Origin of the sequence: Sphingobium chlorophenolicum (genome assembly GCF_000722875.1) — a bacterium.
Taxonomy (GTDB): domain Bacteria; phylum Pseudomonadota; class Alphaproteobacteria; order Sphingomonadales; family Sphingomonadaceae; genus Sphingobium; species Sphingobium chlorophenolicum.
On the sequence record NZ_JFHR01000046.1, the window covers coordinates 1 to 25,419 of the forward strand.

Below are 25,419 nucleotides of genomic sequence, written 5' to 3' on the forward strand. Positions count from 1 at the left end.
TCAACCTTGGTCGCTGGCTTGGTCATCGGCGTCACCATGTCTCTCCATAGGGGCGGATTTCCTGTTCGAAAGTCCATGCGGCAGGCGACTGCTGGAACAGCGCCCAATAGGCTTCCGCCACGGCGGAGGGCGGCATCAGCTCGTCGGGCTTGAGATTGCCGAGCGCGTCGCTTCCCTGGCGCTGTTCGATGATCTGGCGGACCCATTTGGTGTCGACGCCTGCATCGATGATGAGATGGGCGACATGGATGTTGGAAGGCCATAGTTCACGCGCCATGGACTGTGCGACGGCCCTGATGCCGAACTTGGCGGAAGCGAAGGCGGCATAGCCCGCGCCGCCGCGCAGCCCTGCGGTGGCGCCCGTGAAGAAGATCTTGCCGCGCTTGCGGGGCAGCATGATGCGCGCCGCCTCCCGCCCGGTGACGAAGCCCGCGAAGCAGGCCATCTGCCAGACCTTCTGGAAGACGCGGTCGGTGGTTTCCAGGATGGGGAAATGAACATTGGCGCCGACATTGAAGATCGCCAGTTCCAGCGGGGCCCTGGCTTCCGCTTCAGCGAGGAAGGCGGTGACGTCCTCCGGCTCGCGGGCGTCGAGCGACCGGCCGCTTGCCGAACCGCCCGCGGCGTTGATCTCGTCGATCAGGGGCTGGAGCTTGTCGCCGCCCCTGCGACCGAGATGGACATGAAACCCTTCGCTTGCGAATTTCTTCGCGATCTCCGCGCCGATATAATCGCCAGCGCCGACGATGGCGACCGATTGGCTGCCTCCTGACATCCACTTGTTCCTTGATGATGACTCACAGCGCATCAAAAACGCCGCAAACCAATGCTTTTTCTCAATTTCCGTCAGACGTGCTGGCGGATGATCGGTGTATCTACACTATCCCGTCCGCGGTCAATCCTGAAACGCGCCCGATGACCGGCGCGCCGCCCATTTTCTCTATCGCCCTATCCGGAAAGACGGTTGCGTCGGGAAAATGTCGGCGCTATGTGTGTAGGTACACATTATGCTCCGGCGCTCTTGCTGGAGCGGGCCCGTCGAGCCCATGCGATAGCGATTTGGAGAGCGAATTTGACCCAATATGCCGTTCCGTTGGAAGATTATCGCTTCGTGTTCGACGCGTTGGGACTCGGCGAACTCACCGAATTCGACGGCTGGGACATGGCGCAGCAGGATGTCGTGCAGCAGATCGTCCAGGAAGCGGGGCGGTACGGCGCCGATATCCTGTTCCCGCTCAACCGGCAAGCGGATGAGATCGGCGCGAAATTCGAAAATGGCACCGTCACCGTGCCGCCGGGCTTCCAGGAAGCCTATGCGCAGTTTCGCGAGGGCGGCTGGCCCGCGCTGACCGGCCCGGTCGAATATGGCGGCCAGGGCCTGCCCTTCTACCTGCAATATATATTGACGGAAATCATGGCGGCGACCTGCATGTCGTTCGCCCAATATACCGGCCTGACCCATGGCGCGGCGATGGCGATCGAGGCGCATGCCAACGAAGAGCTGAAGGCCCTCTACCTGCCCAAGCTGATCAGCGGCGAATGGAGCGGCACGATGTGCCTGACCGAAAGCCATTCCGGCACCGATCTGGGCCTGATCAAGACGCGGGCCGTCCCTGCGGCGGACGGCAGCTACGCGATCACCGGCGGCAAGATTTTCATCAGCGCGGGCGAACATGAGATGGTGGACAATATCGTCCATCTGGTCCTGGCGAAGCTGCCCGACGCGCCTCCGGGCGTGCGGGGCATCTCCCTGTTCCTGGTGCCCAAATATCTGCCCGACGAAAATGGCGCGCCGGGTGCGCGCAACGGCGTGTCGGCGGGGTCGATCGAACATAAGATGGGCATGAAGGGCGCGGTTGCCTGCGTCATGAATTTCGAAGATGCGACCGGCTGGCTGGTGGGCGAACCGCATAAGGGGCTGCACGCCATGTTCACCATGATGAACGTGGAGCGGCTGCTGCTGTCCGCCCAGGGACAGGGCGCGGCGGAACTCGCCTATCAGTCGTCGCTCGCCTATGCCCGCGACCGGGTGCAGGGGCGCGCCCTTTCCGGCGCCAAATATCCCACCCTGGCGGCCGACCCGATCATCGTGCACCCCGATGTGCGCCGCATGCTGCTGACGATGAAGGCCCATGCGGAGGGCGGTCGCGCCCTTGCCCTCTGGGTGATGAAGCATGTCGACATAGCGGAGCGCCACCCCGACCCGGCCGAACGCGAAAAGGCGAGCGATCTGGTCGCCCTCATGACCCCGGTGGTGAAGGTCTGGCTGTCCGACAACGGCTCCGAAGCGGCCAATCTGGGCGTGCAGACCTTCGGCGGCCACGGCTATATCCGGGAATGGGGCATGGAGCAGATCGTCCGCGACATCCGCATCCTCCAGCTTTACGAAGGCGCCAACGGCATCCAGGCGCTCGACCTGGTGGCGCGCAAGCTGCCGATGAAGGGCGGCGCGCTGCTGCTGCGCCTGACCGACCCCATCGACGCGCATATAGAGGCCTACGCTTCCTCGGCGGACCATGCCGAATTCATCCAGCCCCTCGTCGCCATCCGCGCCAAGCTGGAGCAGGCCACGGCGCTGCTCCGCGCCAAGGCGGAGTCGGATCCGGAGGAATTGGGCGCGGGTTCAATGGATTATCTCAAGATCGTCGGCTACGCCGCCCAGACCTTCATCTGGTCGAAACTGGCGATAGAGGCGAGCGAACGCCACGGCGAAAACGCCGCCTTCTATTCGAGCAAGCTCGCCACCGCGCGCTTCTACATCAGCAAGTTGCTGCCGTTCGCCGACGCGCATCTCGTCGGGCTGGAAGCCGGGGCGGAGCCGCTGATGGCGCTCGACGCCGAATATTTCTGACATCGTCTGAACCAGAACCACCCACCAGGAGGGGACAATGAGCGTCACTGAGGCGAGAGCGCCGGAAACGAACCGGAGCGCGGCCCCGCTTTTCGGCGGAATGCAGGATTGGCCGCTGACCGTCGACAAGATCATCACCCACGCGACCCTTGCCCACCCCCATGCCCGCGTCGTGACGCGGGCGGGCGACAGGTCTGTGCGCGAAACTACCTATGCGGAAATCGAAAAGGTCAGCCGGACGATATCGTCGGCGCTGGCCGCCTATGGCATCGGCGCGGGCGACATGGTGGCGACCCTTGCCACCAACAATGACGCGCATGTGGCGCTCTGGTACGGGGCTGGGGGCATCGGCGCGGTGATCCACCCCATCAATCCGCGCCTTTCCGTCGAGCAGATCGGCTGGATCATATCCCATGCCAATGACAGGATATTGTTCGCGGAAGCGGGCTTCATCCCGCTGCTGCAATCGCTGGGATCGGCGCTGCCCAGCACATTGACGATCGTCCTGATGGAAAGCCCCGTCGTTCCGGCCGACCTCGGCTTTTCCGCGATCAGCTTCGAGACGTTTCTGGAGGCCGGGCAGGAACCGTGCGTATGGGGCGGCTTTCCGGAGGATAGCGCCTGCGCCCTTTTCTATACGTCCGGGACGACCAGCAATCCGAAGGGCGTGCTCTATTCGCACCGTTCGAACGTCCTGCACGCCCTGTCATCGGCCATCGCCTACGGGCTTCAGCCGGGCGACGTCGCCATGCCGGTCGTGCCGATGTTCCACGCCAATTGCTGGGGGTTGATCCACAACGCCCCGCTGGTGGGCGCGTCGCTGGTCCTGCCCGGACCGCATCTGGACTCGGCGTCCCTGTGCGAACTGTTCATCGAACATGGCGTGACGCATGCGGCGGGCGTGCCGACGATGTGGAACGCGCTCTACAATCATCTCAAGGAAACCGGCCGCCAGCTTCCCAAACTGCGCAAGCTCTTCACGGCCGGGTCGGCCGCCTCGCGCTCTTTGATCGAGCGGATGGAGAGCGAATTCGGCATAGAGATCGTCTGCGCCTGGGGCATGACGGAGGCAAGCCCCAGCGGCACGATGGGCGGCCTTGCGCCGATAGGTTCGGCCGAACCGGAAAAGCGCCTGACCGACGGCATGCGGCAGGGCAAGATGCTGTTCGGCGTGGAGATGGCGATCAAGGACGATGAGGGCGTGAAACTGCCCCATGACGGCGCCTCCGCCGGGCGGCTGATGATTCGCGGCCCGTGGATCGTGGGCGAATATTATCGTTCAGATGCCGAAATCCGCGACGAGGAAGGCTATTTCGACACGGGCGACGTCGCTGTGCTGCATCCCGATTCAGTGCTCCAGATCGTCGACCGCGCCAAGGACATCATCAAGTCGGGCGGGGAATGGATCAGTTCGCTGGCCATAGAGGATGCAGCGACGCTCCACCCGGCGGTGGAGGCATGCGCGGTCATCGGCGTGCCCGACGATCGCTGGGACGAACGGCCGCTGCTGATCGTCAAGCGCCTGCCCGGCGCGGCGATAGAGGAAGGCGAAATCCGCGATTTCCTCAGCGAAAGGGTCCAGAAATGGTGGCTGCCCGATCATGTCGTGTTCGATGACGACCTGCCCGTCGGCGCGACCGGCAAATTCGACAAGAAGCTGCTCAGGGCCAGATATGCGGATCGCTTCGGCGTGGTGAACAGCCTGGCGGTCTGATCCGGAAATATGGACTGGCGTGCGAACGGACGCCGCGATGGGGGATAGGCCCGACAATGACAGACTATATACGATCCACCCGGCAAGACGGTCTCCTGGAAATCGTGATCGACCGTCCGGAACGGCGCAACGCGATCACGGGCGAGATGTACGGTGCCATGGCCGACGCCATCCGCGCTGCGGAGGATGACGGCGACATCCGCGTCATCCTGCTGCGGGGCGAGGGCGACGTCTTCACGGCGGGCAACGATCTGGACGATTTCGTCTCCAATCCCCCGGACGGGCTGGATCAGCCCGTCTTCGCCTTCATGCGGTCGGTCCTGACATCGTCGAAGGTCGTCGTGGCGGCCGTTTCCGGTCTGGCCATCGGGATCGGCACGACCCTGCTGCTGCATTGCGATCTGGTCGTCGCTGGCCGCTCGACGCGTTTCAAGGCGCCGTTCGTCGACCTTGGCCTGGTACCCGAATTTGGCAGCTCACGCCTGTTGCCGCAGGCGATGGGCCGCCGCCGCGCCGCCCGCCATCTCCTGCTCAGCGAGGAATTCGACGCCCCGGCGGCGGAAATTTTCGGCATCGTGTCGCAGGTGGTCGACGACGATCAGGTTCTGGAAACCGCGCACAAATATGTCCGTACTTTGCTGGCCAAGCCCCCGGCGGCGCTGGCGCGAACCAAGAAGATGCTCGCGCCCGACGCCGATGAACTGGCGGAGCTGATCAAATATGAAGCCGGATTCCTGGTGGAAGGACTGAAGGGACCGGAATTCGCCGAAGCGGCCGACGCCTTCTTCAACAAGCGCAAACCGGACTTCTCCAAGACGAAATAGGATCGCCGCTATACCGCCAATAGGTGACATCCTTCCCCCCTCCCGTAAACGGGAGGGGCCGGGGGTGGGCGCGAGCGAAGCGAGCCTCTGACCTAGCCGTTGCCAAACAACGCAGATGTCGCGCCAGCCCACCCCCTAACCCTTCAAACGAGTCACTTGCCTCGTTTGAACGCCTGCGGGACGTGGGATGACGGCATTCCCCGCACATCTCAAATGTATCCATGCCGCTCATAAAGTGCATTCGCACGCGCTGGATTTCAGCCCATCACATTGAAGCGTAACCTTCCTGCGCAAGCGGAAGTCCGCCGGGATTCACGCGTTCCCGCACCCTATGCCATCCCATGGCCGCAACACATCATCGTATCCTATATGACGATTCATGCTTGACCAGAGCGTGATATAACGTCATTTACAGACATATTGGATACAATAAAATCCCGAACCAATTGGTGAAAAGGGAGAATGGAGGGATGAATGACCGGATTTTATCTCGCATTGCGCCGTTCGACGGCTTTCGCGGCAACGGTCGGCGGCCCGCCCGTATCCTCTGCGCGACATCCATCACATTGTCGCCAACCCCGCTCCGCCACCGCCTGACCCGCGCCGGAAAATATGGGAATGCATAAAAACCGATGACCCGACAAATTGCGATAGTCACAGGCGCCGCTGCCGGTTTCGGCCGGGCCATCGCCTCCCGTCTCGCCAGCGACGGAACGGACATAGTGATATTCGACGTCGACGCCGCAGGCGCGCAGGCCACGGCGGAGGAGGTCAGGGCGCAGGGCGTCACGGCGGAGGTCGTGATCGGATCGGTCGCCGATCCCGACGATGTCCGCCGCGCCTTCGCCTTTGTCGACGACCGGTTCGGCGGCGTGGACATACTCATCAACAATGCCGGCGTCACCGGCAACCGGCCCACCGTCGACGTCACGGACGATGAATGGCGGCGCACCATGTCCATCGACCTGGACGGCGTATTCTATTGCTCGCGGGAGGCGGGCCGCGCGATGATCGGGCGGCGTCCCGGCGTCATCGTGAACATCGGGTCCATCTATTCGCTCGTCGCCGCCCCCGAAAGGGCCAGCTATTGCGCCAGCAAGGCCGGGGTGGCGATGCTCACCCGCTCTCTGGCGGTCGAATGGGCGCCGCACGGCATCCGCGTCAACTGCGTGGCGCCCGGCTATGCGGACACGGCGATGATGCGCGAACTGGCGGCGGTGGGGAAGATCGCGCTGGAACCCCTGCTGCGCCGCACGCCGCAGGGGCGGCTGACGCAGATGGAGGATGTCGCGGAAACCGTCGCCTTCCTCTGCGACCCGCGCAGCGCGCACATCACCGGCCAGGTCATCGCCGTGGACGGCGGCTGGACCGCCAACGGCTATATCTGATTGCGGGCAGGAAGGGACAGGCATGAGGATCGTCGCGGCCCATGTGGCGGAATGCGCATTGCCGCTGCCCCGGCCCGTCACGCTGGGGCCGACGACCATCACGAAGCGGGAGTTCATCGCCCTGCGTCTGGTGGCGGAGGACGGCACGGTGGGCGACGCGATCACCTATCCGCGCAACGGCCCGATCTATGAGGCGTTGCAGCGCATGGCCCCCGCGCTGCTCGACACTTGCGTCACGGACCGCCGCGCCACCATCGACGGCTATCTGGCGCGCCATGTCAACAACCGCGCCGCCTATATGAAGGCCGCCAGCCTGGCCGACATCGCCCTGTGGGATCTTGCGGCGAAGCAGGCGGGTCTGCCGCTGCACCGCATGCTGGGCGCGGCGCGCCACGAAATCCCGGTGATGATCGTCGCCGGATACCGGCTGGAACAGCGCACGGTGGAGGATCTGTGCGCAGAGGTCGAACGGCGCTGCGAAGAGGGCTATGAACGGATCAAGATCATGCTCTCCGGCACCGACCGCCGCCTGGACGAGCGCGTCATCGCCCAAGCCTATGCGATAGCAGGCGACCGCCTCTGCGCCGACGCCCATTGGGCATTCGACGGCATCGCCGACGCCGCCTTCGGACTGCGCGGCATAGACGGGATCGGCCTGCGCTTCATCGAAGACCCGTTCGGCCCGCACCGCGCGGGCCTGTACGGCGACTTCTCCCGTATGCTCCGGACGCCGCTCGCATCGGGGGAGGATCTGCCCGATCCGCAGGCCCTGATGGAATTGAGCAGGCATATCGACATCCTGCGCATCGACGCGACGACCTGCGGCGGGGTGTCCGCCGCCAACGCGCTGATGGCGATGGCCGACCTGTCGGGCAAGACGGTGCTGCCGCACGTCTTCCTGCCCGTCCACGCCCAACTGGCGGGCGCGCATCGCGCCGTCGCCGCGGTCGAACTGATCCCGGACGAGGCGGAGGCCTGCCCGATGTTCGACCTGCTGGAGGGGCGACCCGACATCCGCAACGGCATGCTGACGATAGACGAGACGCCGGGCGCGGGCTTCCGCCTGCGCTGGCCGGAAGTCGTCCGCCATGCGTCGAAACCCATATTGACGTTCGAATCCGAACGGACGGCGGCGCACTAACCATCGGCGCGATGCGCAGGAGTGACGAATGTACGATTTTGAAGGCAAGACGCTGCTGCTGACCGGCGCGGCAGGGGGCATCGGCCGGGAAGTGGCCCGGCTGTTCGCGGCGAACGGCGCGAACCTAGTCCTGGCCGATCGGGACGCGGCGGCGCTCGCGGTGCTGGCCGACGAACTGGCGATCCCGCCCGAACGCGTCGCCATCATCGCCTTCGACGCCTCCAGCGAACAGGATGCGCAGGCGGCGGTCGCATTATGCCAGGGCCGTTTCGGGGGGCTGGATTTCCTCGTCCCCTCGGCGGGCATCTATGTCGACCAGCCGTTCGCGGACATGCGCTTCGACCAGTGGCGCCAGACGATGAGCGTCAATCTGGACGGCATATTCCTGATCACGCGGGCGGCGATCCCGGCCTTGCGAAAGGGCGGAGCCATCGTCCAGCTTTCCTCCATGGCCGCCCATCGCGGCAGCGCGCACCATGCCCATTATGCCGCGACGAAGGGCGCGATCAACAGCCTGGTCCGCTCGCTGGCGAAGGAAATCGGCCCGGACATCCGCGTCAACGCGGTTGCGCCGGGCCTGATCGCGACCCCCATGACCGTCGCCTTGCTGCAAGGACGCGGCGTGACGGACCTGGAATCCACGCCCCTGAAACGCCACGGCCAGCCCGCCGAGGTCGCCTCGGTCATCGGCTTCCTGTGCAGTTCGGCGGCCAGCTACGTCACGGGCGAGATCATACACGTCAATGGCGGCCTCTTCATGGCCTGACCCGCCATGGGTCGCGCGACTATCAATCAGCCGGACAGGGTGAAACGTGACAGCAAATAATATTCAGCCTTTGGAACCCATCGCCCCCTGGGTCGAACTCAGGACGGATTCGCATGATTGGGCGGCGGCGGACCCGAAACTGCTGGATTCGATGCTCACATCGATGGTGCTGATCCGCGCCTTTGAGGAAAAGGTGCTCGAACTGGCGGGGCAGGGGCTGGTGCACGGCCCGGCCCACTCCGCCATCGGACAGGAGGGCGGGGCGACCGGATCGGTCCTCGCCATGCGGGCATCCGATCAGGTCAACGGCTCCCACCGCGCCCATCATCAGTTCCTGGCCAAGGCGCTTCACTATGTCGCACCCGAAGGTCTGGCTTCCTCCGCTCCCTTCGACGGAGAGGTCCGCACCATCGCCGACCGCGCTTTGTCCGAAATCCTCGGCCTCGCGCGCGGCTATTGCAAGGGGCGCGGCGGATCGATGCACCTGCGCTGGGCGGAGTCCGGCAATCTGGGCACCAACGCCATTGTCGGCGGCGGCGTGCCCGGCGCGGCGGGTGCCGCCTGGGCGCATAAGCGGGCGGGGACGGGCGACGTCGCTTTCACTTATTTCGGCGACGGCGCGGTCAATATCGGGTCGGTGCTGGAAACGATGAACCTCGCGGCCGCATGGAAGCTGCCGCTCTGCTTCTTCATAGAGAATAACCGCTACGCCGTCTCCACTGCGGTGGAGGAGGCGACGGCCGAAACCCGCCTGTCCTCCCGTGGTTTGGCCTTCGGCATTCCCGCCTGGAAGGTCGACGGCATGGACCCGCTGGCCGTCTATCTCGCCACGCAGGAAGCGGTGCGGACGATGCGGGCGGGGCAGGGGCCTGCCATCATCGAAGCCGATGTCTACCGCTATTTCCACCAGAACGGCCCGCTTCCCGGCAGCGCCTTCGGCTATCGCTCGAAGGATGAGGAGAAGATGTGGCGGGAACGCGATCCGATCGATCGGGTGGCGTCGGAAATGGCGGCGCGCCAGTTGATCGGAGACGATCAAGTCGCCGCCCTGCGTGCCCGCGCCAAGGCCCTGATGGAAGAGGTCGCCGCCGAACTGATCGAGGAGCATGACGGCAGCCGCCGCATCGTGCCCGCCCTGTGGCCCTCGCCCGATTTCCGCGATTTTGGCGTGCGTGGCGACCTGACGGAATTCAGCGGCGCGCGCTTCGCGGAGCAGGAGGATTTCGCCGGAGAGATCGTCGAAAGCCGCTTCGTCGATGTCGTCGCGCAGGTGATGGAACGGCGCATGCAGACCGACGAGCGCATCGTCGTGATGGGCGAGGATGTCCACCGGCTGAAGGGCGGCACCAACGGCGCCACCCGTGGCCTGTCCGACGCCTTTCCCGACCGCGTGCTGGGCACCCCCATCGCCGAAAACGCCTTTGTCGGCCTGGCGGGCGGGATCGCCATGGACGGCCGCTACGTGCCGGTCGTGGAGTTCATGTATCCCGACTTCATGTGGGTCGCGGCGGATCAGGTCTTCAACCAGATCGGCAAAGCCCGCCACATGTTCGGCGGCGACAGCGAAATGCCGCTGGTCCTGCGGACGAAGGTCGCGATGGGCACCGGCTATGGCTCGCAGCATTCGATGGACCCGGCGGGCATCTTCGCCACTTCGGTCGGCTGGCGCATCGTCGCGGCGTCCACGCCCTTCGACTATGTGGGCCTGATGAACAGCGCCCTGCGCTGCAAAGACCCCGTGCTGGTGCTGGAGCATGTCGACCTCTACAATGCGAAGGGCCCCGCGCCGGTCGGTGACCTCGATTATTGCATCCCGCTCGGCAAGGCGAAGCTGCTGCGCAGCGGCGACCATGTGACCGTGCTCACCTATCTCGCCATGGTCCGCCCGGTGCTGGAGGCGGTGGAGCGGCTCGGTCTGGACGCCGATGTCATCGACCTGCGCAGCCTGGACCGCGTCGGCATCGACTGGGAAACGATAGAGCGCTCCATCGCCAAAACCGGCAATGTGCTGATCGTGGAGCAGGGATCGATCGGCACCTCCTATGGCGGCTGGCTGGCGGCGGAGATACAGGACCGCTGCTTCGACATGCTGGATCAACCGGTGCGCCGCGTCCATGGCGGCGAAGCGTCCCCCAGCATCTCCAAGGTGCTGGAGGCCGCCGCCTGCGCGGGCGCGGAGGAGATAGAGGCGGGCCTTCGCTCCGTCATGGCCGATCAGGGCCGGGCGCTGGCCTGAGCGGACAGGAAGGATTGCCCATGACCCTGCCCCTGAACGATCCCACGCTGCTGCGCACCCAATGCCTGATCGACGGCGCATGGGTCGGCGATCCCGAAGTGGCGGTGACCAACCCCGCCGACGGCAAACGGATCGCCGCCGTCCCCAATCTGGGCGCGGAGGAAACCCGGCAGGCGATAGGGGCCGCCGACCGGGCGCTGGCCGACTGGCGCAGCCGCACCGCGTCCGAACGCTCCGCCATCCTGCATAACTGGTACGAAGCGATCCTCGCGGCGGCCGACGACCTGGCGCTGATCCTGACGAGCGAACAGGGCAAGCCGCTGGCCGAGGCGCGGGGCGAGATCGTCTATGCCGCCAGCTTCATCCAATGGTTCGCCGAAGAGGGCAAGCGCGTCCATGGCGAAGTGATCCCCAGCCCCCGCCGCGACGCCCGCATACTGGTGATCCAGCAGCCGGTCGGGGTGACGGCGGCGATCACGCCCTGGAACTTCCCCGCCGCGATGATCACGCGAAAGGTCGGACCCGCCCTGGCGGCAGGCTGCACCATGGTCCTGAAACCGGCCATGGAAACGCCCCTGACCGCGCTCGCCCTCGCCGCGCTGGCGGAAAGGGCGGGCGTGCCCAGTGGCGTCTTCAACGTCGTGACCGGCGCGGCCGCCGACATAGGCGGCGAGATGACCGCCAACCCCACGGTCCGCAAGATCAGCTTCACCGGCTCAACTGAAGTCGGCCGCCTGCTGATGCGGCAAAGCGCCGACACGGTAAAGAAATTGTCGCTGGAACTGGGCGGCAACGCGCCCTTCATCATCTTCGACGATGCCGATATCGACGCGGCGGTCGAGGGCGCGATGCAGTCCAAATATCGCAACAGCGGCCAGACCTGCGTCTGCGTCAACCGCATCTACGTCCAGCGCGCCATAGCGGGACAATTTCTGGAAAAGCTCGTCGCCGCGGCCAGCGCCCTGCGCGTGGGCCGCGGAACCGACGAAGGCGTGACGCAAGGCCCGCTGATAGACGAGCCCGCCGTGGCCAAGGTCGAATCCCACATCGCCGACGCCCTTGCGAAGGGCGCTAAGCTGGCCCTGGGCGGCAAACGCCACGCGCTGGGCGGCACTTATTTCGAGCCGACCGTGCTGACGGACTGCACGGCGGACATGCTGGTGGCGCATGACGAAACCTTCGGCCCGGTCGCGTCGATCTTCCTCTTCGATGACGAGCAGGAAGCGATCCACCTCGCCAACGCCAGCGAATTCGGCCTTGCGGGCTATTTCTACAGCCGCGACCTCAGCCGCGTCTGGCGCGTCGCGGAAGCGCTGGAATGCGGCATGGTAGGCGTGAACACCGGCCTCATCTCCAACGAAGTGGCCCCCTTTGGCGGCATCAAGCAATCCGGCCTCGGCCGCGAAGGCTCCTCGCACGGCATCGCCGATTATCTCGAACTCAAATATCTCTGCCTAGCCGGCCTCTAAACAGCCCCAATTCCTCCCTACGCGAAGCGTGGGGAGGGGGACCGCCGCCGAAGGCGGTGGTGGAGGGGAAGATTCGAAGGTCGTGCCCCATTCCCCTCCACCACGCTTCGCGCGGTCCCCCTCCCCATCTCCCGATGGGGAGGATCAGGATAGATCCTCTCTCTACCTACCACCCCTCAAAACGACTTCTTGATACTCGTATACCAATAACGCGCCTGCGGCTGATAGAGGTTCGACAGATAACCAGTCGAAGCCAGCGGCGGATCCTTATCGAAAATATTCCGCGCCCCGACCTGAATACTGGTATCGTTCAGCGGCCCACCATTCTTGAACGTATATTGCGCGTAGAGATTGACCGTGGTCTGCCCCTTCACGATCCAGGGATTGGTCGCGCCGTCACGCACCGCATTTTCATACACGCTGTCGACGAACTGGGTGAAGGCCCCGATCTTCACCGGCCCCAGCGTCCAGTCCAAAGTCGCCGCGATGCGCCAGCGCGGCTGCCCGTCGCGGCCCACCACGTCGCCGCCGCCCTGGATCGGCACGCCCGCATTGACGAGCCCCGCCGAACGCCCGTCGATCACCGCCGTCACCCCGGCCGGAGCGTCGACATAATAGCTGATCAGCCGCGAAGCATTGACGTTGAAGGAGAATGTCCCGATGGCCGCCGTCGGCAGCATATAGTCCAGGTTAAAATCGATCCCCTGCACCGTCACCGGCAGCAGATTCTCGAAATTCGCGACGACATAAAGCAACTCGCCCACCGGCGCCAGGCCCGTGCCCGCCACCAGCGCCGCATCGTCCGCCGTCGGATCGCGCCGCACGACATTGGGGTTGGTGCCGCCCTGCACCCGCCGCAGATAGTCGAGGTTCAGGCCATTCTGATAGTCCAGCAGCCCGACCACATTCTTCTGCTTGATCTTCCAGCGGTCGACCGTGAACGTCACCTTGCCCCAACCGGCCCCCAGTTGCGGAGAGAAGACCGCGCCAAAGCTCCAGCTCTGCGACTCTTCCGGCTTCAGATTGGGGTTGCCCCCGCTGCGCCGCAGGACGGAGATGGAACGGTTGCACTGGGAGAAGTTGGCGATGCGCCCGGCGCGCAAATCCGCCTCGCACAGTACATAGTCGATACCGGTGTTCACGCGATCCAGCGTGGAGGTGTTGATCACCTCCAGATTGGGCGCGCGGAAACCCTGCGACCATGAACCGCGCAGCCGCAGGCCCTGCAACAATTCCCAGCTTCCCGCGATCTTCGGCTTCGCCACCGATCCGACGTCGCTATAATCCTCGTACCGGCCCGCAATCTGGAAATCCAGGCTGCGGAAAAAGGGGATTTCCATATCCGGGCTGAAGATCGGTATGGCCAGTTCGGCATAGGCCGACTTCACGTTGCGCTTGCCGCGCACGTCCGGGCTGGGGCTGGCCCCGCCCAGGTCCGACCCGTAGAATATGCCCGTCACCGCGTCGGTATAGGTGGTGTCCACCCCTCTTATGCCGCCCTGATAAGGCGACCGGTCGTCATGATAGGTTTCGCGGCGATATTCGACGCCCGCCGCAACGCCGATGCTGTTGTCCGCCCACAGGCCCAGCAGATGGGCGTTGGAAACCTTGAAATCCCACAGCGCCAGCGACGTGCGCGTCTTGCGGGTTGCCTTGATGCGGAAACTGTCGATGGTGGCCGCGCTGTTCGGCGTGCAGTCGCCGATCGACGGAGCGTCCACGCAGCCGCCGTTGAACGGATTATAGGCGTCGGGCGTGGTGCGGTTGATCGCGGCCTGCAACAGGGTGTTGGAAAAATTCTCCTGCGTGTCCGCCGCCGTGGCCCAGGTGTAGAGGCCCGCCGTATCCCAGTCCCAATTGCCGATATTGCCCTTCAGCCCGCCCAAGAAGCGATATTGATAATTGGTCACCTCCACCGTGCGCGACCCCACGTCGACATAGTTGAGCGACGTGATCTGGACCGGCAGGCCGGTGGTAGGAACGACGGCCGGGTCCAGTCCGGGCAGGCGGTTGGGCGACCCCACCGGCCCCAGCGGGTTCCAATAGGCGTTGGCCGCGACCGTGATCGGAATGTTCGCCAGCGAACCGGGCGCGCCGATGATCGCCTCCGTCTTGCCGCGATAGAAGCCCGCCTCGCCATAGACGGTCAGCGCGTCGTTCAGGTCGAAATGCGCGTTGGCGAACAGGTTGATGCGCTTGACCGAAGGCTGGGTGGTCAGGTCGCCGAAGGTCGCGGGCGAATTGAAGCGAAGGTTGGAATCAACCGTCGCCATCTCCGTCGCGCCATTGCCGTCGTCATAGCAGGTTCCCGGCGTGCCCGAAGCGATCCGGCACCCGGCATTGCCGTTGGGCTGGATGTGGAACTGGCTGGAACTGTTGGTGAAGGCGGTGCCGTTGCTGGTGATGGTGCGATTGAGGAAAGTCCCGTTCGCCGCCGGGCTGAGCGCGCGGAATGTGCCCCATGGCGTGCTGGTGCTGGTGCCGTTGAATGCCGAGACGCCGGCGAAGGGCGTACCCGTCACATAGCCGCGCCGGTCGACATTGGCGGTATAATCCTGATCGCTCAGGTACAGCTTCGACTTTTGCGCATAGCCCGCGAACAGGGTGATGTTACCGCGCCCTTCGCTGAAATCCCTCCCGATCAATCCGTTGATCGTGAATTCGCGAAGATTGGTTCCTTCCGCCCCACCATATTGCGCATCGAACTTCGCACCGTCGAAATCGGAATTGAGGACGTTGTTGACCACGCCCGCGACTGCATCGGACCCATAGAGAGCCGCCGCGCCGTCGCGCAGCACTTCCACGCGGGCGATATTGCCGACCGGAATGGTGTTGGCGTTATAACCGAAGGTGGGAACGCCCGAATCGATGACGCCCGAAATCGCCTGCGACGTCGGGTGCAGCACGGTGCGGCGGCCGTTGATCAGCAACAGCGTATTGCCCTGGCCCAGGCCGCGCAGCGACACGGTGGAAACGTCGCCGCGCGCGGCGTTGGCGTTGCCGCCGCCCAACACCTGTTCGTTGAAGGTCACGCCGCCCAGTTGCGGGATGGACCGGAACAGGTCGGCGCCCGAAACCGCGGCCACCGCCTCGATCTGCTGTTCGCCCACGACGCTGACGGGCAGGGCGCCGGTCGTGGCCGCGCCCCTGATCTGGGAACCGATGACGACGATTTCGGCGCCCTTGTCCGCTTCATCCTGCGGCGCGGTGTCGGTCTGCGCATGCAGCGTGCCGGTCGTCATGGCCCAAAGACTGGCTCCCGCCAGTATCGATACGCTTTTTCTTCTCACCCTCATCTTGCTGTTCCCCTGTGAAGCAGTCCCCATGCCGATCCCTGCGGCGAAAGGACTTTGCGCGGTGTCAGCTACCGGGCATTTGCGCGCCGATGAATTCCGCGCATGCCAGCCTTTTGTCTTTATGAATTGGAAATTTGCTCAGACTGTGCATTCACGGACCCCCCGTTAGCTGGAGTTCCGGCACCATCCCCTGCATGGGCTATCTTGCGTCCCGACTGCGCCGGCGACATGAAATGACGGGCAAAGCGCCCACTCTTGCACCCGTTCGACATGGTAGAACTGATAAGATCATGTTTTCCGCCATGCCGGGATGAATATTTTTTCAAATCCATGAAATCTTCTGAAGCATAGTGGAAAAGGGCATCGATCTCGTTACAGGAAAAAGACCGGCAGGGCAGATGCGTCCTTTCCCTCGGATAGCGCCGACTATGCCGATTACAGGGGATATTCATTCATGACCGAACGCGCAGAGCAGGGATTGAGCCGTCGCGACTTCGCGGCACTGGCCGTCGGCGGAGTGGCGCTGATCCAGGCCGGGACACCCGCATCGGCGCAGCAGGCCGCGCCCACCGCCAAAGCGCCGCTGGAACCGACCCGGCTGGTCAGCGCGGGTGAAACGCTGCGGCCCGAAATCGTCGGCAATTTCGGCATCGTCGCCGCCGGACGCCATTATGCGGTGGCGGCGGGAACGCGCATGCTGATGGCGGGCGGCAACGCCACCGACGCGGGCGTCGCGGCGGTGTTCGCGGCGGCGGTGACGGAAATCTCCCATTTCGGCTTTGGCGGCGAAGCGCCGACCATCATCTACGACGCGAAGGCGAAGAAAGTCTCGGCAGTGAACGGGCAGGGGGTCGCCCCCGCGCTCGCCACGCCGGATAAATTCGCCAAGGCGGGCGTCATCCCCGGCAATGGCCCCAATGGCGGCACGGTCCCCGCCATGGTCGACGCCATGGCCCTCGCGCTGCAACTCAACGGCACGATGACGCTGGACCAGGTGCTGCAACCGGCCATCGAACTGGCGGATGGTTTCGTCATGTATAATTTCCTGGCCGAAGTCTTCGCCAGCCAGAAAAAGGCGACGTCCAAATGGAAGGACGCCTACGACGCTTATTATCCCGGCGGACAATTGCCGAAGGTCGGCGAAATCTTCCGCCAGCCCAATCTGGCGAAGACCATCCGCCTCATCGCGGAGGCGGATCGCGCCGCGTACAAGAAAACGAAAGACCGCAAGAAAGCCATCCAAGCGGGCCGCGACGCTTTCTACAAGGGCGACATCGCCCGCCGCATAGGCGCGGCGATGGAGCGCGACGGCGGCCTGATGCGCTACGAAGACCTCGCCGTTTACAAGGGCAGGGTGGAGACCCCCGCCATGACCAGCGTCTTCGGCTATGAAGTCTACAAGGCCGGTTTCTGGAGCCAGGGTCCGGCCATGCTGATGGCGCTCAACATCGCGGAGGCGTCGGGCATCGCCGAGATGGAGCCGGGGTCCGCCCCCTATCTCCACATCCTCGCGGAATCGATCAAGCTCGCCTTTGACGACCGAAACGCCTATTTCGGCGATCCCGACTTCGCGACCGTGCCGATGAAGGGCCTGTTGTCCAAGGACTATGCGGCGCAACGGGCCAAACAGATCGGCCCGAAAGCGTCGCTGGAGCATCGCTATGGCGACCCCTGGGCCTATGAGGGCAGGGCACGCACCACCCCCGCCTTCACCCCCCATATGCTGAAGGCCCCGCCGCGTCCCACCGCCGACACCACCGCCATCGAAGTGGTCGACAAGGACGGCAATCTGTTCAGCGCCACCCCCAGTTCCGGTTGGATGCTCGGCGGCGCATATATCCCCGGCGACACCGGCGTGCCGATGAGCAACCGGCTGACCGTCTTCGACCTCGATCCCGAAAGCCCCAATGTCCTGGCCCCCGGCAAGCGGCCGCGCACGACGCTCTCCCCCTCCATGGTGCTGAAGGACGGCGCGCCCTATCTGGCCATCGGCACGCCGGGCGGCGACAATCAGGACCAGCAGATCATGAACGTGCTGCTGCGCGTCCTCGCCTTCGGCCAGCCGCTCCAGGCCGCGATTGAGGCGCCCCGCATCAACAGCAACCATTTCCACGCCTCCTTCGCGATCAAGAAGGATGAACCCGGCGTGCTGGAGGTGGAGGACCGCGTGCCGCAGGCGGTGCGCGACGATCTGGCGGTGCGGGGCCACAAACTCGACGTGCTGGGGCCGTTCGCCGTCTCCACCGGCATCGTCGCGGCGGGCGTCGTGCCCGGCAGCGGCACCTTGCGCGGCGGGGCGGACGTGCGCCGCGAACGCTATGTATTCGGTTGGTAAAAGGGCATTTCGATGATCTCCCAGATGAAACTGTTGTCCGTCGCCCTGCTGTCCGCCTGCGCCGCGCAGGCCCTTGCGCAGCCCGCCAACCTGCCCCCGCCCGGCGGCGAAACGCCCATCGCCTTCGACGTGCATGAGGGCACGTCCATGGCCGTCTCCGTCTCCCCCGACGGCAAATGGCTGGCGGTCGACCTTCAGGGCAGCCTGTGGATCATCCCGGCCAAGGGCGGCAAGGCAAGGCGCATCACCGACTATTTCAACGACGCCCGCCAGCCGGTCTGGTCGCCCGACGGATCGCGCCTCGCCTATTTCGCCTATCGTGACGGCGGCTATGACCTTTGGACGATCAAGCCCGACGGCAGCGACATGCACAAGCTGACGCAGGGCGCATGGGACGACCGCGAACCCGTATGGTCGCCGGACGGCAGGACCATCGCCTTCTCCTCCGACCGCAGCGGCAATTACGACATCTGGACGCTGGACGTCGCCAGCGGCGCGGTGAAGCAACTCAGCAGCAACCCCCGCGAAGACCGCCTGCCAAGCTGGTCCCCCGATGGCGCAAGCATCGCCTATGCCGGTATCGACGGCGGGAAAACGGCGCTCTACGCAACCACATTGGCCGACGGCAAGGAAAGCCTGCTGAAACAGGTGGCGGGCAGGATCGACGCCCCTTCCTACGGCCCCACCGGCCAACTCGCCTATGTCGTGCAGGACGCGAAGGGCAGCCATCTCGAAGTCGACGGCAAACCCGTCAGCGCCGCCGAAAATGTCTTTCCCTTCCGCATTAGCTGGGGGAAGGGTGGCTATTATTACGTCTCCGACGGCAAGATCCGATACCGCAGCGGCCCGCGCCTCTCCACCATCGACTTCGCCGCCACGCTGGAGGCGGTGAAGGCCAGCTATCCCCGCGCCAAACGCGACTGGGATAGCACTGCCCCGCGCAAGGCGCTTGGCATCGTCCACCCCACCATCTCCCCCGACGGGAGCCGCATCGCCTTCGTCGCGCTGGGCGACCTGTACCTCATGTCCTCAAAGGGCGGCACGCCCGAAAACCTCACCAAAGACGCCGCGCTGGACGCCGATCCCGCATGGTCCCCCGACGGCCAGAGCATCGCCTACACCTCCGACAAGGGCGGCGGCCTGCCGCAACTGTGGATACGCGACCTCAAGAGCGGCAAGGACCGCAAACTCACCACCATCGACACCCAGCCGCTCGGCGCCGCATGGTCCCCTGACGGCAGCCGCATCGCCTTCCTGGATGTCGACGGCCGCTGGGGCGTCGCGGGAGTCTGCGTCGTCGACGTCGCGACCGGAAAGATCACGCGCCTCCAATCCTCCCTCGGCCAGCCCGGCAGCCCCACATGGTCGCCCGACGGCAAATATGTCGCCATCGCGCTCTCCTACAAATATTCCAACAGCTTCCGGGAGGGCACGAACCAGATCTACGTCATCCCGGCCGACGGCAAGGGCGAACCCTTCTGGCAGATACCGCAGGCCAATGCAGGCACCGACACGCGCGGCGGCGGCGGCCCCGCCTGGTCGCCCGACGGCACGAAGATGGCCGCGATCTACGAGGGCCTGCTTAAAATCTGGCCGGTGGAAGCGGACGGCAAGCCGATGGGCCCGCCGCGCAGCTACACCTCCGAAATCGCCTATTTCCCGACCTGGACGGGCGACAGCCGCACCATCCTCTATCAATCGTCCGACAAGCTGAAATCCATAGACACCGAAACCGGCGTCATCCGCGAAATCCCCGTCGACCTCAGCTACCGCCTCGCCATTCCGACCGGCCGGACGGTGATCCACGTCAGCAACCTGATCGACTCCATCCGCGACGAGACCCAGCACGACAAGGACATAGTGATCGAAGGCAACCGCATCGCCGCGATCCGCGACCACGACCCGGCGCTGCATCAGGCCGACCGCTTCATCGACGGCACCGGCCTCACCGCCATTCCCGGCCTGATCGAACATCACGCCCATCTGCAAAAGGATTTCGGTTCCAATCTGGAGCGGGCATGGCTCGCCTATGGCATCACCACCGTTCGCGATCCGGGAAACCAGGTCTATGACGCGGTGGAGGATCGCGAAGCCGCCGAAGCGGGCGTCCGCCCATCCCCGCGCCTCTACATCAACGGCCCGCTGCTCGAATGGCAGCGCGTCTATTACAAGATGGGCGTCGCCGTCTCCGGCCCCGCCCATCTGGAACGGGAACTGGAGCGCGCCCGCATCCTGAAATACGACATATTGAAAAGCTATGTCCGCATGCCCGACATCCAGCAGCGCCGCATCGTGGAGGCCGCGCACCAGATGGGCGTGCCCGTCACCGGCCATGAAATCTTCCCCGCCGCCTATACCGGCGTCGACGCGACCGAGCATCTGGGCGCGACCAGCCGCCGCGGCTATTCGCCCAAGCAAGGCCCGATGGGCATGGCCTATGAGGATGTCATCCAGCTTTTCGGCAAGAGCGGCCGCACGCTGACCCCCACCAATTTCGGCGCGCTGACCGGCTATCTGGAAAAGAACCCCTCCTATCGCGACGACCCGCGTCTCAACCTCTATCCGGCCTGGGCGCGCAAGACGGTGACGGAAAGCGACCCGATGGCGACCCTGCTGCGCCCCCTGATCGCGGGCAGCCTGACAAGCCTGAAGAAACTCTACGACGCGGGCACGCTGATCGCGGCGGGCACCGACACGATGATCGCCACCAACCTGCATGCGGAGATTTCCTCCTATGTCGACGCCGGACTGACGCCCTTCCAGGCGCTCCAGACCGCCACGGTCAACGCGGCCAAATCGCTCAATCTGGACGCAGGCACGCTGGAGGCCGGCAAGCTGGCCGACATCACCCTGCTGGAGGGCGACCCGCGCGAAAATATCGCCAACAGCTTCAACGTCAGGAAAGTGATCGCCAACGGCCAATATTATGACGTGGCGGAACTGGTGGCCGCCGGACAGGAAAGCGGGAAATAAGAGAGAAACAAAGACATGGCGGATTTTCCCCTCCGCCTCGTTCTCCCAAATATCAGCAACATATTGTGAGAATAGGGAGCGTTCATGGCCAATCCGTCAGCGTTCAGGCTTTCTCTCGCGGGCATCGCCGCCGCCCTCCTGTCCACGACGGCCCACGCCGCGCCGGTCGAACATAAACAGGCCCCCGGCGCGATGATCGCCAGCGCCGCCGTGGTCCCGCCCGGCAACACCCTCTATTTCCTCTCCGGCGCGACCGGATCGCCCATCGACCCCAAGGATATGGAAAGCCCCGACGCCTTCGGCGACACCGAAGCGCAGGCCCTGTCCATCTTCACCAAGATGAAGGCGCAACTCGCCGATCTCGGCCTCACCATGGGCGACGTCGTGAAGCTGACCGTCTTCCTGGTCGGCGATCCCAAGCTGGGCGGAAAGATGGACCGCGACGGCATGACCCGCGCCTACAAGAAATTTTTCGGCACGGCCGATCAGCCCAATCTGCCGACCCGATCCGCATTCCAGATCGCGGGGCTCGCCCGCCCGCAACAGTTGATCGAGATCGAGGCGATCGCCGCCAAAGGCAACTGAAGCTTCAGGGGGACTTGATGGACGACAGCACGCAGCCCAGCCGCCGCCAGCTTCTCGGCCTGATCGGCCGGGCAGGCGGCGCGGCGGCCATGTACCAGGCGATGACCGCACTGGGCCACGCCGCCGAAACCCAATTCGACGGCCCGCCCGTCCTTTCCGGCGCGAAGCCGGGCGCGTCGGTGGTGGTGCTGGGCGCGGGCCTTGCGGGCATGGTCGCCGCCTATGAACTGGAAAAGGCGGGCTATCAGGTCAAGATACTGGAGTTCCAGGACCGCCCCGGCGGCCGCAACTATACGCTGCGCGGCGGCGACAGCTTCACCGAAAGCGACGGCACCGTCCAGAAGGTGCAGTTCGCCCCCGGCAACTACATCAATCCCGGCCCGTGGCGCATCCCCCATCACCACAACTGCCTGCTCCATTATTGCCGCAAATTCGGCGTCGCGATGGAACCGTTCATCCAACTCAACCATAACGGCTTCATCCATTCCAGCGAGGCCTTTGGCGGCCAGCCGCAACGCTACAAGGCGGTGGCGACCGACTTTCGCGGCCACACGTCCGAACTGCTGGCCAAGGCCGCGAACGCCAAGGCGCTGGACGCCAGCATCAGCGCGGAGGACAAGGAAAAGCTGCTGGAGGCGCTGCGCCATTGGGGCGTGCTGGACGCGAACATGGCCTATAGCAGCAGCATCGCCGTCTCCGCCCAGCGCGGCTACGACCGCCCGCCCGGCGGCGGCGTCGGCGGCGCGCCCACCCCATCCCAGATCGCGAAACTCGGCGACGTGCTCGACCCGCAGGTCTGGACCGCGATGAGCTTCTATTTCAACTATGTGATGCAGACGACCATGTTCCAGCCGGTCGGCGGCATGGACATGATCGGCAAGGCGTTCGCCCAGCAGGTCGGCAAGCTGATAACCTATAACGCAAAGGTTATGAAAGTCGCCCAGAACGGAAAGGGCGTCACCGTCAGCTATCGGGACGTGCCCAGCGGCAAGGTGAACAAGCTCAGCGCCGACTGGTGCGTCTGCACCATCCCCCTGTCGATCATCAGCCAGGTGGAAATGCAGGTCGGCCCGAAACTGGCGGCGGCGATGAAGGCGGTCCCCTATGCGGGCCAGCTCAAGATGGGCCTGGAATTCAAGCGCCGCTTCTGGGAGGAGGACGACAATATCTATGGCGGCCACAGCTTCACCGACCAGCCCATAGCCCAGCTATCCTATCCCAACGACCGCTTCTTCTCCAGCGGCCCAGCGGTGCTGCTGGGCGCCTTCGCCCGCGACGCGGGGGCCTTCGAACTGACCGGCATGACCCCGCAGGAACGGATAGAGGCGGCGCTGGCCCAGGGCGAAATCTTCCACCCCCAATATCGCAAGGAATTCCTCAACGGCGTATCCGTCCCTTGGAGCCGCGTCCCCTGGATATTGGGCTGCACCTCCCGCTGGAGCGAGGAGAACCGGGCGGCCCATTACGACAATCTCGTCGCCATCGACGGCCGCGTGGTGCTGGCGGGCGAACATGCCAGCTATTATGGCGGCTGGATGGAAGGATCGCTGCTCTCCGGCATCGACGCGATCACCCGCATCCACCAACGGACGCAGGCGGCATGACCCTGCGCCGCGCCCTGATCGCGGTGCCGCCTTTGCTGGCCCTGCTCGCCGCCCCGGCCCAGGGAGACACGCCCGGCGGCGCGCAGGCGAAGAACAAGGCGGTGGATGGGGCGAAGGTCTACAAGCAGATTTGCGCCGCCTGCCACATGCCCAACGCCATGGGCAGCGGCGGCGGGGCCATTCCGGCACTGGCGAAGGACAGGAAACTGGCCGACCCCGCTTACCCGGTCAACATCGTGATGAAGGGCAAGGGCGCGATGCCCCCGATGAACGAGATGCTCTCCCCCGCGCAGGTGGCGGCGGTCATCACCTATGTCCGCACGAATTTCGGCAACGCCTATCCCCAACCCGTCACGGAAGCCGACGTCAAACGCCTGGCCAAATAACCCCACTTCTTTCTCCCCTCCCTCCCAAGGAGGGGCCGGGGGTGGGTAGGCGAGCGCCAGCGAGCCCCGCCGCAACACCGTCACGGTCATCCCCATCGACAAGAGCGGCGTTCTGCGGGCCTGCGGGAAAGACAAGTCCGCTAAAAATATGAGCCGTAATCGCGCCCCCCATCTGCGCGGCGACGAATGCGGGCACGCAGGAAGGGGCGATCCCGGCGAAACTGTCGCTCAGCGATCTGGCAATGGTGATGGCGGGATTTGCGAAGCTGGTGGAAGAGGTGAACCAATAGGCGGCCACGATATAGAGGGCGACGCTGGTCGGCACGCTTTCCGGGCGCATCCGCATGGTGCCGATGATCGTCAGGACCAGCCCGAAGGTAGCGACGGCCTCACCCGCCCATTGCCCGCCGCCGCCGCGCAACTTGGTGGATAGCTGGAGCAATGGAACATCGAACATCAGGTGCGCCAGCCACACGCCCATGATGCCGCCGACCAATTGGGCGGCTACATAGGCCAGCGCCGCGTCGACGCGGATGCGGCCGCGCATGCACAGGACAAGCGTGACGGCGGGATTCATATGGGCGCCCGACACCGGCCCCAGCATCGTGACCAGCACGAACAGGATCGCGCCGGTCGCCAGCGTGTTGCCCAGCAGCGCGATGGCGATATTCCCGCCCGCGATGCGCTCGGCCATGATCCCGGACCCGATGACGGTCGCAAACAGCAGCAGGCTGCCAAGCGCCTCCGCCAGAACAGCGCGGCGGTTCATGCCGGTCGGATGCGATTGCCGTTGGCGTCGACGACCTGTTCCCCATCCTCCTTGGCGAACGCGCCGCGCTGTGGCGCGGGGAGGATGTCCAACACCGTTTCGGACGGGCGGCAGAGCTTCACGCCCAGCGGCGTCACGACCAGCGGCCGGTTGATGAGGATCGGGTGCGCCATCATCGCGTCGATCAGGGCGTCGTCGGTCAGCCCCCTGTCATCCAGGCCGAGTTCCGCATAGGGCGTCCCCTTCTCGCGCAGCAGGTCGCGGGGCGACATGCCGGCGCGGTCGATAAGCTGGACAAGAAGCGCCCTTGCGGGCGGCGTCTTCAGATATTCGACGACATGCGGCTCTATTCCCGCATTGCGGATCAGGGCCAGGCTGTTGCGGGACGTCCCGCATTCCGGATTGTGATAGATGACGATGTCGGTCACGGGCCGGTCCTTCAGCAGCAGGCGAGTTCGGCGAGCAGCGGCTCGCACAGTTCGGCGCGCCCCTCGCAACAATCTTTGGCCAGGAAGAGCATCAGGCCGCGCAACGCGTCGATGCTGACGCGCTGTATCTGCTGCCGCCCACGCTTTTCGGGAACGACCAGCCCGGCTTTTACCAGGACCGCCAGATGGGTGGAAAATGTGCTCTGGCTCAGTCCGCTGGCTTCCACCAACTGCCCGGTCGAAAGGCCATCCGGCTCATGCTGGACCAGCAATCTGAAAGTCGCCAGCCGCGTCGGATGCGCAAGAGCTGTGAGAATCGAGAGAGCCGCGTCGGTTTCCATGCATCGGAATTATCCGATGGAATGCAGGCGGTCAATAACCCATCGGATAATTCCGATGTATTTCGTCAATTGTCGGTCTCCACCAACCAATAGCCCCCCTTAAATCCTCCCTACGCGAAGCGTGGGGAGGGGGACCGTCGGCGCAGCCGATGGTGGAGGGGAAAATACGCAGGTCACGCCCATTCCCTTCCACCAGCCTTCGACCTCCCATCTCTCGACGGGCAGGAATAAAGCAAGTCCGCAAATCACCAAAACCAGCCAGTCCCCCAACCCAACAACACCCCCCTCAAGGCAACGCCTCCCCAGTCCGCTG

The 25,419-nt window shown here is 64.8% G+C and carries 17 protein-coding genes and 1 pseudogene; 13 read left to right on the top strand and 5 right to left on the bottom strand.

The genetic code is table 11. From position 1 onward, the window contains the following. Positions 1–31 precede the first annotated feature (31 nt). The gene (locus BV95_RS16865) at positions 32–775 is read right to left on the bottom strand and encodes an SDR family NAD(P)-dependent oxidoreductase (protein ID WP_013849298.1); all 744 of its coding nucleotides are present in this window, start codon (positions 773–775) and stop codon (positions 32–34) included. 297 nt (positions 776–1,072) lie between these two features. Here BV95_RS16865 and BV95_RS16870 point away from each other — a divergent pair, with 297 nt between their 5' ends. From BV95_RS16870 to BV95_RS16905, 8 genes are all read left to right on the top strand, one after another. Next, positions 1,073–2,851 carry an acyl-CoA dehydrogenase C-terminal domain-containing protein gene (locus BV95_RS16870; protein WP_037454617.1) on the top strand — a complete coding sequence of 593 codons (1,779 nt, stop codon included), beginning with the start codon at positions 1,073–1,075 and terminating at the stop codon, positions 2,849–2,851. 37 nt (positions 2,852–2,888) lie between these two features. Beyond that, positions 2,889–4,565, top strand: a complete 1,677-nt coding sequence (locus BV95_RS16875; RefSeq protein ID WP_051749834.1) for a long-chain-fatty-acid--CoA ligase — start codon at positions 2,889–2,891, stop codon at positions 4,563–4,565. A 56-nt stretch (positions 4,566–4,621) separates the two neighbouring features. Further along, complete coding sequence (locus BV95_RS16880; protein ID WP_037454622.1) at positions 4,622–5,389, top strand: enoyl-CoA hydratase; 768 nt, start codon at positions 4,622–4,624, stop codon at positions 5,387–5,389. A 632-nt stretch (positions 5,390–6,021) separates the two neighbouring features. After that, the gene (locus tag BV95_RS16885) at positions 6,022–6,777 is read left to right on the top strand and encodes an SDR family NAD(P)-dependent oxidoreductase (protein ID WP_037454624.1); all 756 of its coding nucleotides are present in this window, start codon (positions 6,022–6,024) and stop codon (positions 6,775–6,777) included. A gap of 22 nt (positions 6,778–6,799) precedes the next feature. Further along, positions 6,800–7,918: a mandelate racemase/muconate lactonizing enzyme family protein gene (locus tag BV95_RS16890; protein WP_037454626.1), complete on the top strand. Its 1,119-nt coding sequence runs from the start codon at positions 6,800–6,802 to the stop codon at positions 7,916–7,918. Between the two features lie 28 nt (positions 7,919–7,946). Then, positions 7,947–8,684: an SDR family NAD(P)-dependent oxidoreductase gene (locus BV95_RS16895; protein ID WP_037454630.1), complete on the top strand. Its 738-nt coding sequence runs from the start codon at positions 7,947–7,949 to the stop codon at positions 8,682–8,684. Between the two features lie 46 nt (positions 8,685–8,730). Next, positions 8,731–10,920 (top strand): alpha-ketoacid dehydrogenase subunit alpha/beta, encoded by a 2,190-nt coding sequence (locus BV95_RS16900; protein WP_051749835.1) that lies wholly within the window; start codon positions 8,731–8,733, stop codon positions 10,918–10,920. Positions 10,921–10,940: 20 nt separating this feature from the next. Continuing rightward, positions 10,941–12,389 (top strand): NAD-dependent succinate-semialdehyde dehydrogenase, encoded by a 1,449-nt coding sequence (locus tag BV95_RS16905; RefSeq protein ID WP_037454633.1) that lies wholly within the window; start codon positions 10,941–10,943, stop codon positions 12,387–12,389. A gap of 176 nt (positions 12,390–12,565) precedes the next feature. Here BV95_RS16905 and BV95_RS16910 read toward each other — a convergent pair whose 3' ends face one another. After that, positions 12,566–15,631, bottom strand: coding sequence for a TonB-dependent receptor domain-containing protein (locus BV95_RS16910; RefSeq protein WP_037454636.1), 3,066 nt, complete (start codon positions 15,629–15,631; stop codon positions 12,566–12,568). Positions 15,632–16,139: 508 nt separating this feature from the next. Between BV95_RS16910 and BV95_RS16915 the strand changes: the two genes are divergently transcribed. The 5 genes from BV95_RS16915 (at position 16,140) to BV95_RS16935 (ending at position 23,568) form a co-directional block, all read left to right on the top strand. Beyond that, on the top strand, positions 16,140–18,020 hold the full coding sequence (locus tag BV95_RS16915) for a gamma-glutamyltransferase family protein (RefSeq protein ID WP_037454640.1): 1,881 nt from the start codon (positions 16,140–16,142) through the stop codon (positions 18,018–18,020). Between the two features lie 12 nt (positions 18,021–18,032). Further along, positions 18,033–20,993: an amidohydrolase family protein gene (locus BV95_RS16920; protein ID WP_037454646.1), complete on the top strand. Its 2,961-nt coding sequence runs from the start codon at positions 18,033–18,035 to the stop codon at positions 20,991–20,993. An 84-nt stretch (positions 20,994–21,077) separates the two neighbouring features. Then, the gene (locus BV95_RS16925) at positions 21,078–21,578 is read left to right on the top strand and encodes a RidA family protein (protein WP_037454649.1); all 501 of its coding nucleotides are present in this window, start codon (positions 21,078–21,080) and stop codon (positions 21,576–21,578) included. Positions 21,579–21,595: 17 nt separating this feature from the next. Beyond that, positions 21,596–23,182, top strand: coding sequence for a flavin monoamine oxidase family protein (locus BV95_RS16930; protein WP_037454652.1), 1,587 nt, complete (start codon positions 21,596–21,598; stop codon positions 23,180–23,182). Further along, a complete protein-coding gene (locus BV95_RS16935; RefSeq protein ID WP_037454657.1) occupies positions 23,179–23,568 on the top strand; it encodes a c-type cytochrome in 390 nt (129 codons plus the stop codon). The genes BV95_RS16930 and BV95_RS16935 overlap by 4 nt, the downstream gene beginning before the upstream one ends. A gap of 91 nt (positions 23,569–23,659) precedes the next feature. Here the strand turns inward: BV95_RS16935 and BV95_RS16940 are convergent. The 3 genes and pseudogenes from BV95_RS16940 to BV95_RS16950 all read right to left on the bottom strand — a co-directional run. Further along, a pseudogene (locus BV95_RS16940) lies at positions 23,660–24,337 on the bottom strand (aquaporin); the annotation flags it as partial. After that, a complete protein-coding gene (gene arsC / locus BV95_RS16945; protein ID WP_037454662.1) occupies positions 24,334–24,765 on the bottom strand; it encodes an arsenate reductase (glutaredoxin) in 432 nt (143 codons plus the stop codon). The gene arsC and the pseudogene BV95_RS16940, both read right to left, overlap by 4 nt. 11 nt (positions 24,766–24,776) lie before the next feature. Further along, positions 24,777–25,106 (bottom strand): ArsR/SmtB family transcription factor, encoded by a 330-nt coding sequence (locus BV95_RS16950; RefSeq protein WP_037454666.1) that lies wholly within the window; start codon positions 25,104–25,106, stop codon positions 24,777–24,779. Positions 25,107–25,419 lie beyond the last annotated feature (313 nt).

Coding starts and splice junctions, on each gene's coding strand:
- BV95_RS16865 (WP_013849298.1), bottom strand. CDS start 775: ATGTCAGGAGGCAGCCAATCGGTCGCCATCGTCGGCGCTGGCGATTAT.
- BV95_RS16875 (WP_051749834.1), top strand. CDS start 2,889: ATGAGCGTCACTGAGGCGAGAGCGCCGGAAACGAACCGGAGCGCGGCC.
- BV95_RS16880 (WP_037454622.1), top strand. CDS start 4,622: ATGACAGACTATATACGATCCACCCGGCAAGACGGTCTCCTGGAAATC.
- BV95_RS16885 (WP_037454624.1), top strand. CDS start 6,022: ATGACCCGACAAATTGCGATAGTCACAGGCGCCGCTGCCGGTTTCGGC.
- BV95_RS16890 (WP_037454626.1), top strand. CDS start 6,800: ATGAGGATCGTCGCGGCCCATGTGGCGGAATGCGCATTGCCGCTGCCC.
- BV95_RS16895 (WP_037454630.1), top strand. CDS start 7,947: ATGTACGATTTTGAAGGCAAGACGCTGCTGCTGACCGGCGCGGCAGGG.
- BV95_RS16905 (WP_037454633.1), top strand. CDS start 10,941: ATGACCCTGCCCCTGAACGATCCCACGCTGCTGCGCACCCAATGCCTG.
- BV95_RS16910 (WP_037454636.1), bottom strand. CDS start 15,631: ATGACGACCGGCACGCTGCATGCGCAGACCGACACCGCGCCGCAGGAT.
- BV95_RS16915 (WP_037454640.1), top strand. CDS start 16,140: ATGACCGAACGCGCAGAGCAGGGATTGAGCCGTCGCGACTTCGCGGCA.
- BV95_RS16920 (WP_037454646.1), top strand. CDS start 18,033: ATGATCTCCCAGATGAAACTGTTGTCCGTCGCCCTGCTGTCCGCCTGC.
- BV95_RS16925 (WP_037454649.1), top strand. CDS start 21,078: ATGGCCAATCCGTCAGCGTTCAGGCTTTCTCTCGCGGGCATCGCCGCC.
- BV95_RS16930 (WP_037454652.1), top strand. CDS start 21,596: ATGGACGACAGCACGCAGCCCAGCCGCCGCCAGCTTCTCGGCCTGATC.
- BV95_RS16935 (WP_037454657.1), top strand. CDS start 23,179: ATGACCCTGCGCCGCGCCCTGATCGCGGTGCCGCCTTTGCTGGCCCTG.
- BV95_RS16950 (WP_037454666.1), bottom strand. CDS start 25,106: ATGGAAACCGACGCGGCTCTCTCGATTCTCACAGCTCTTGCGCATCCG.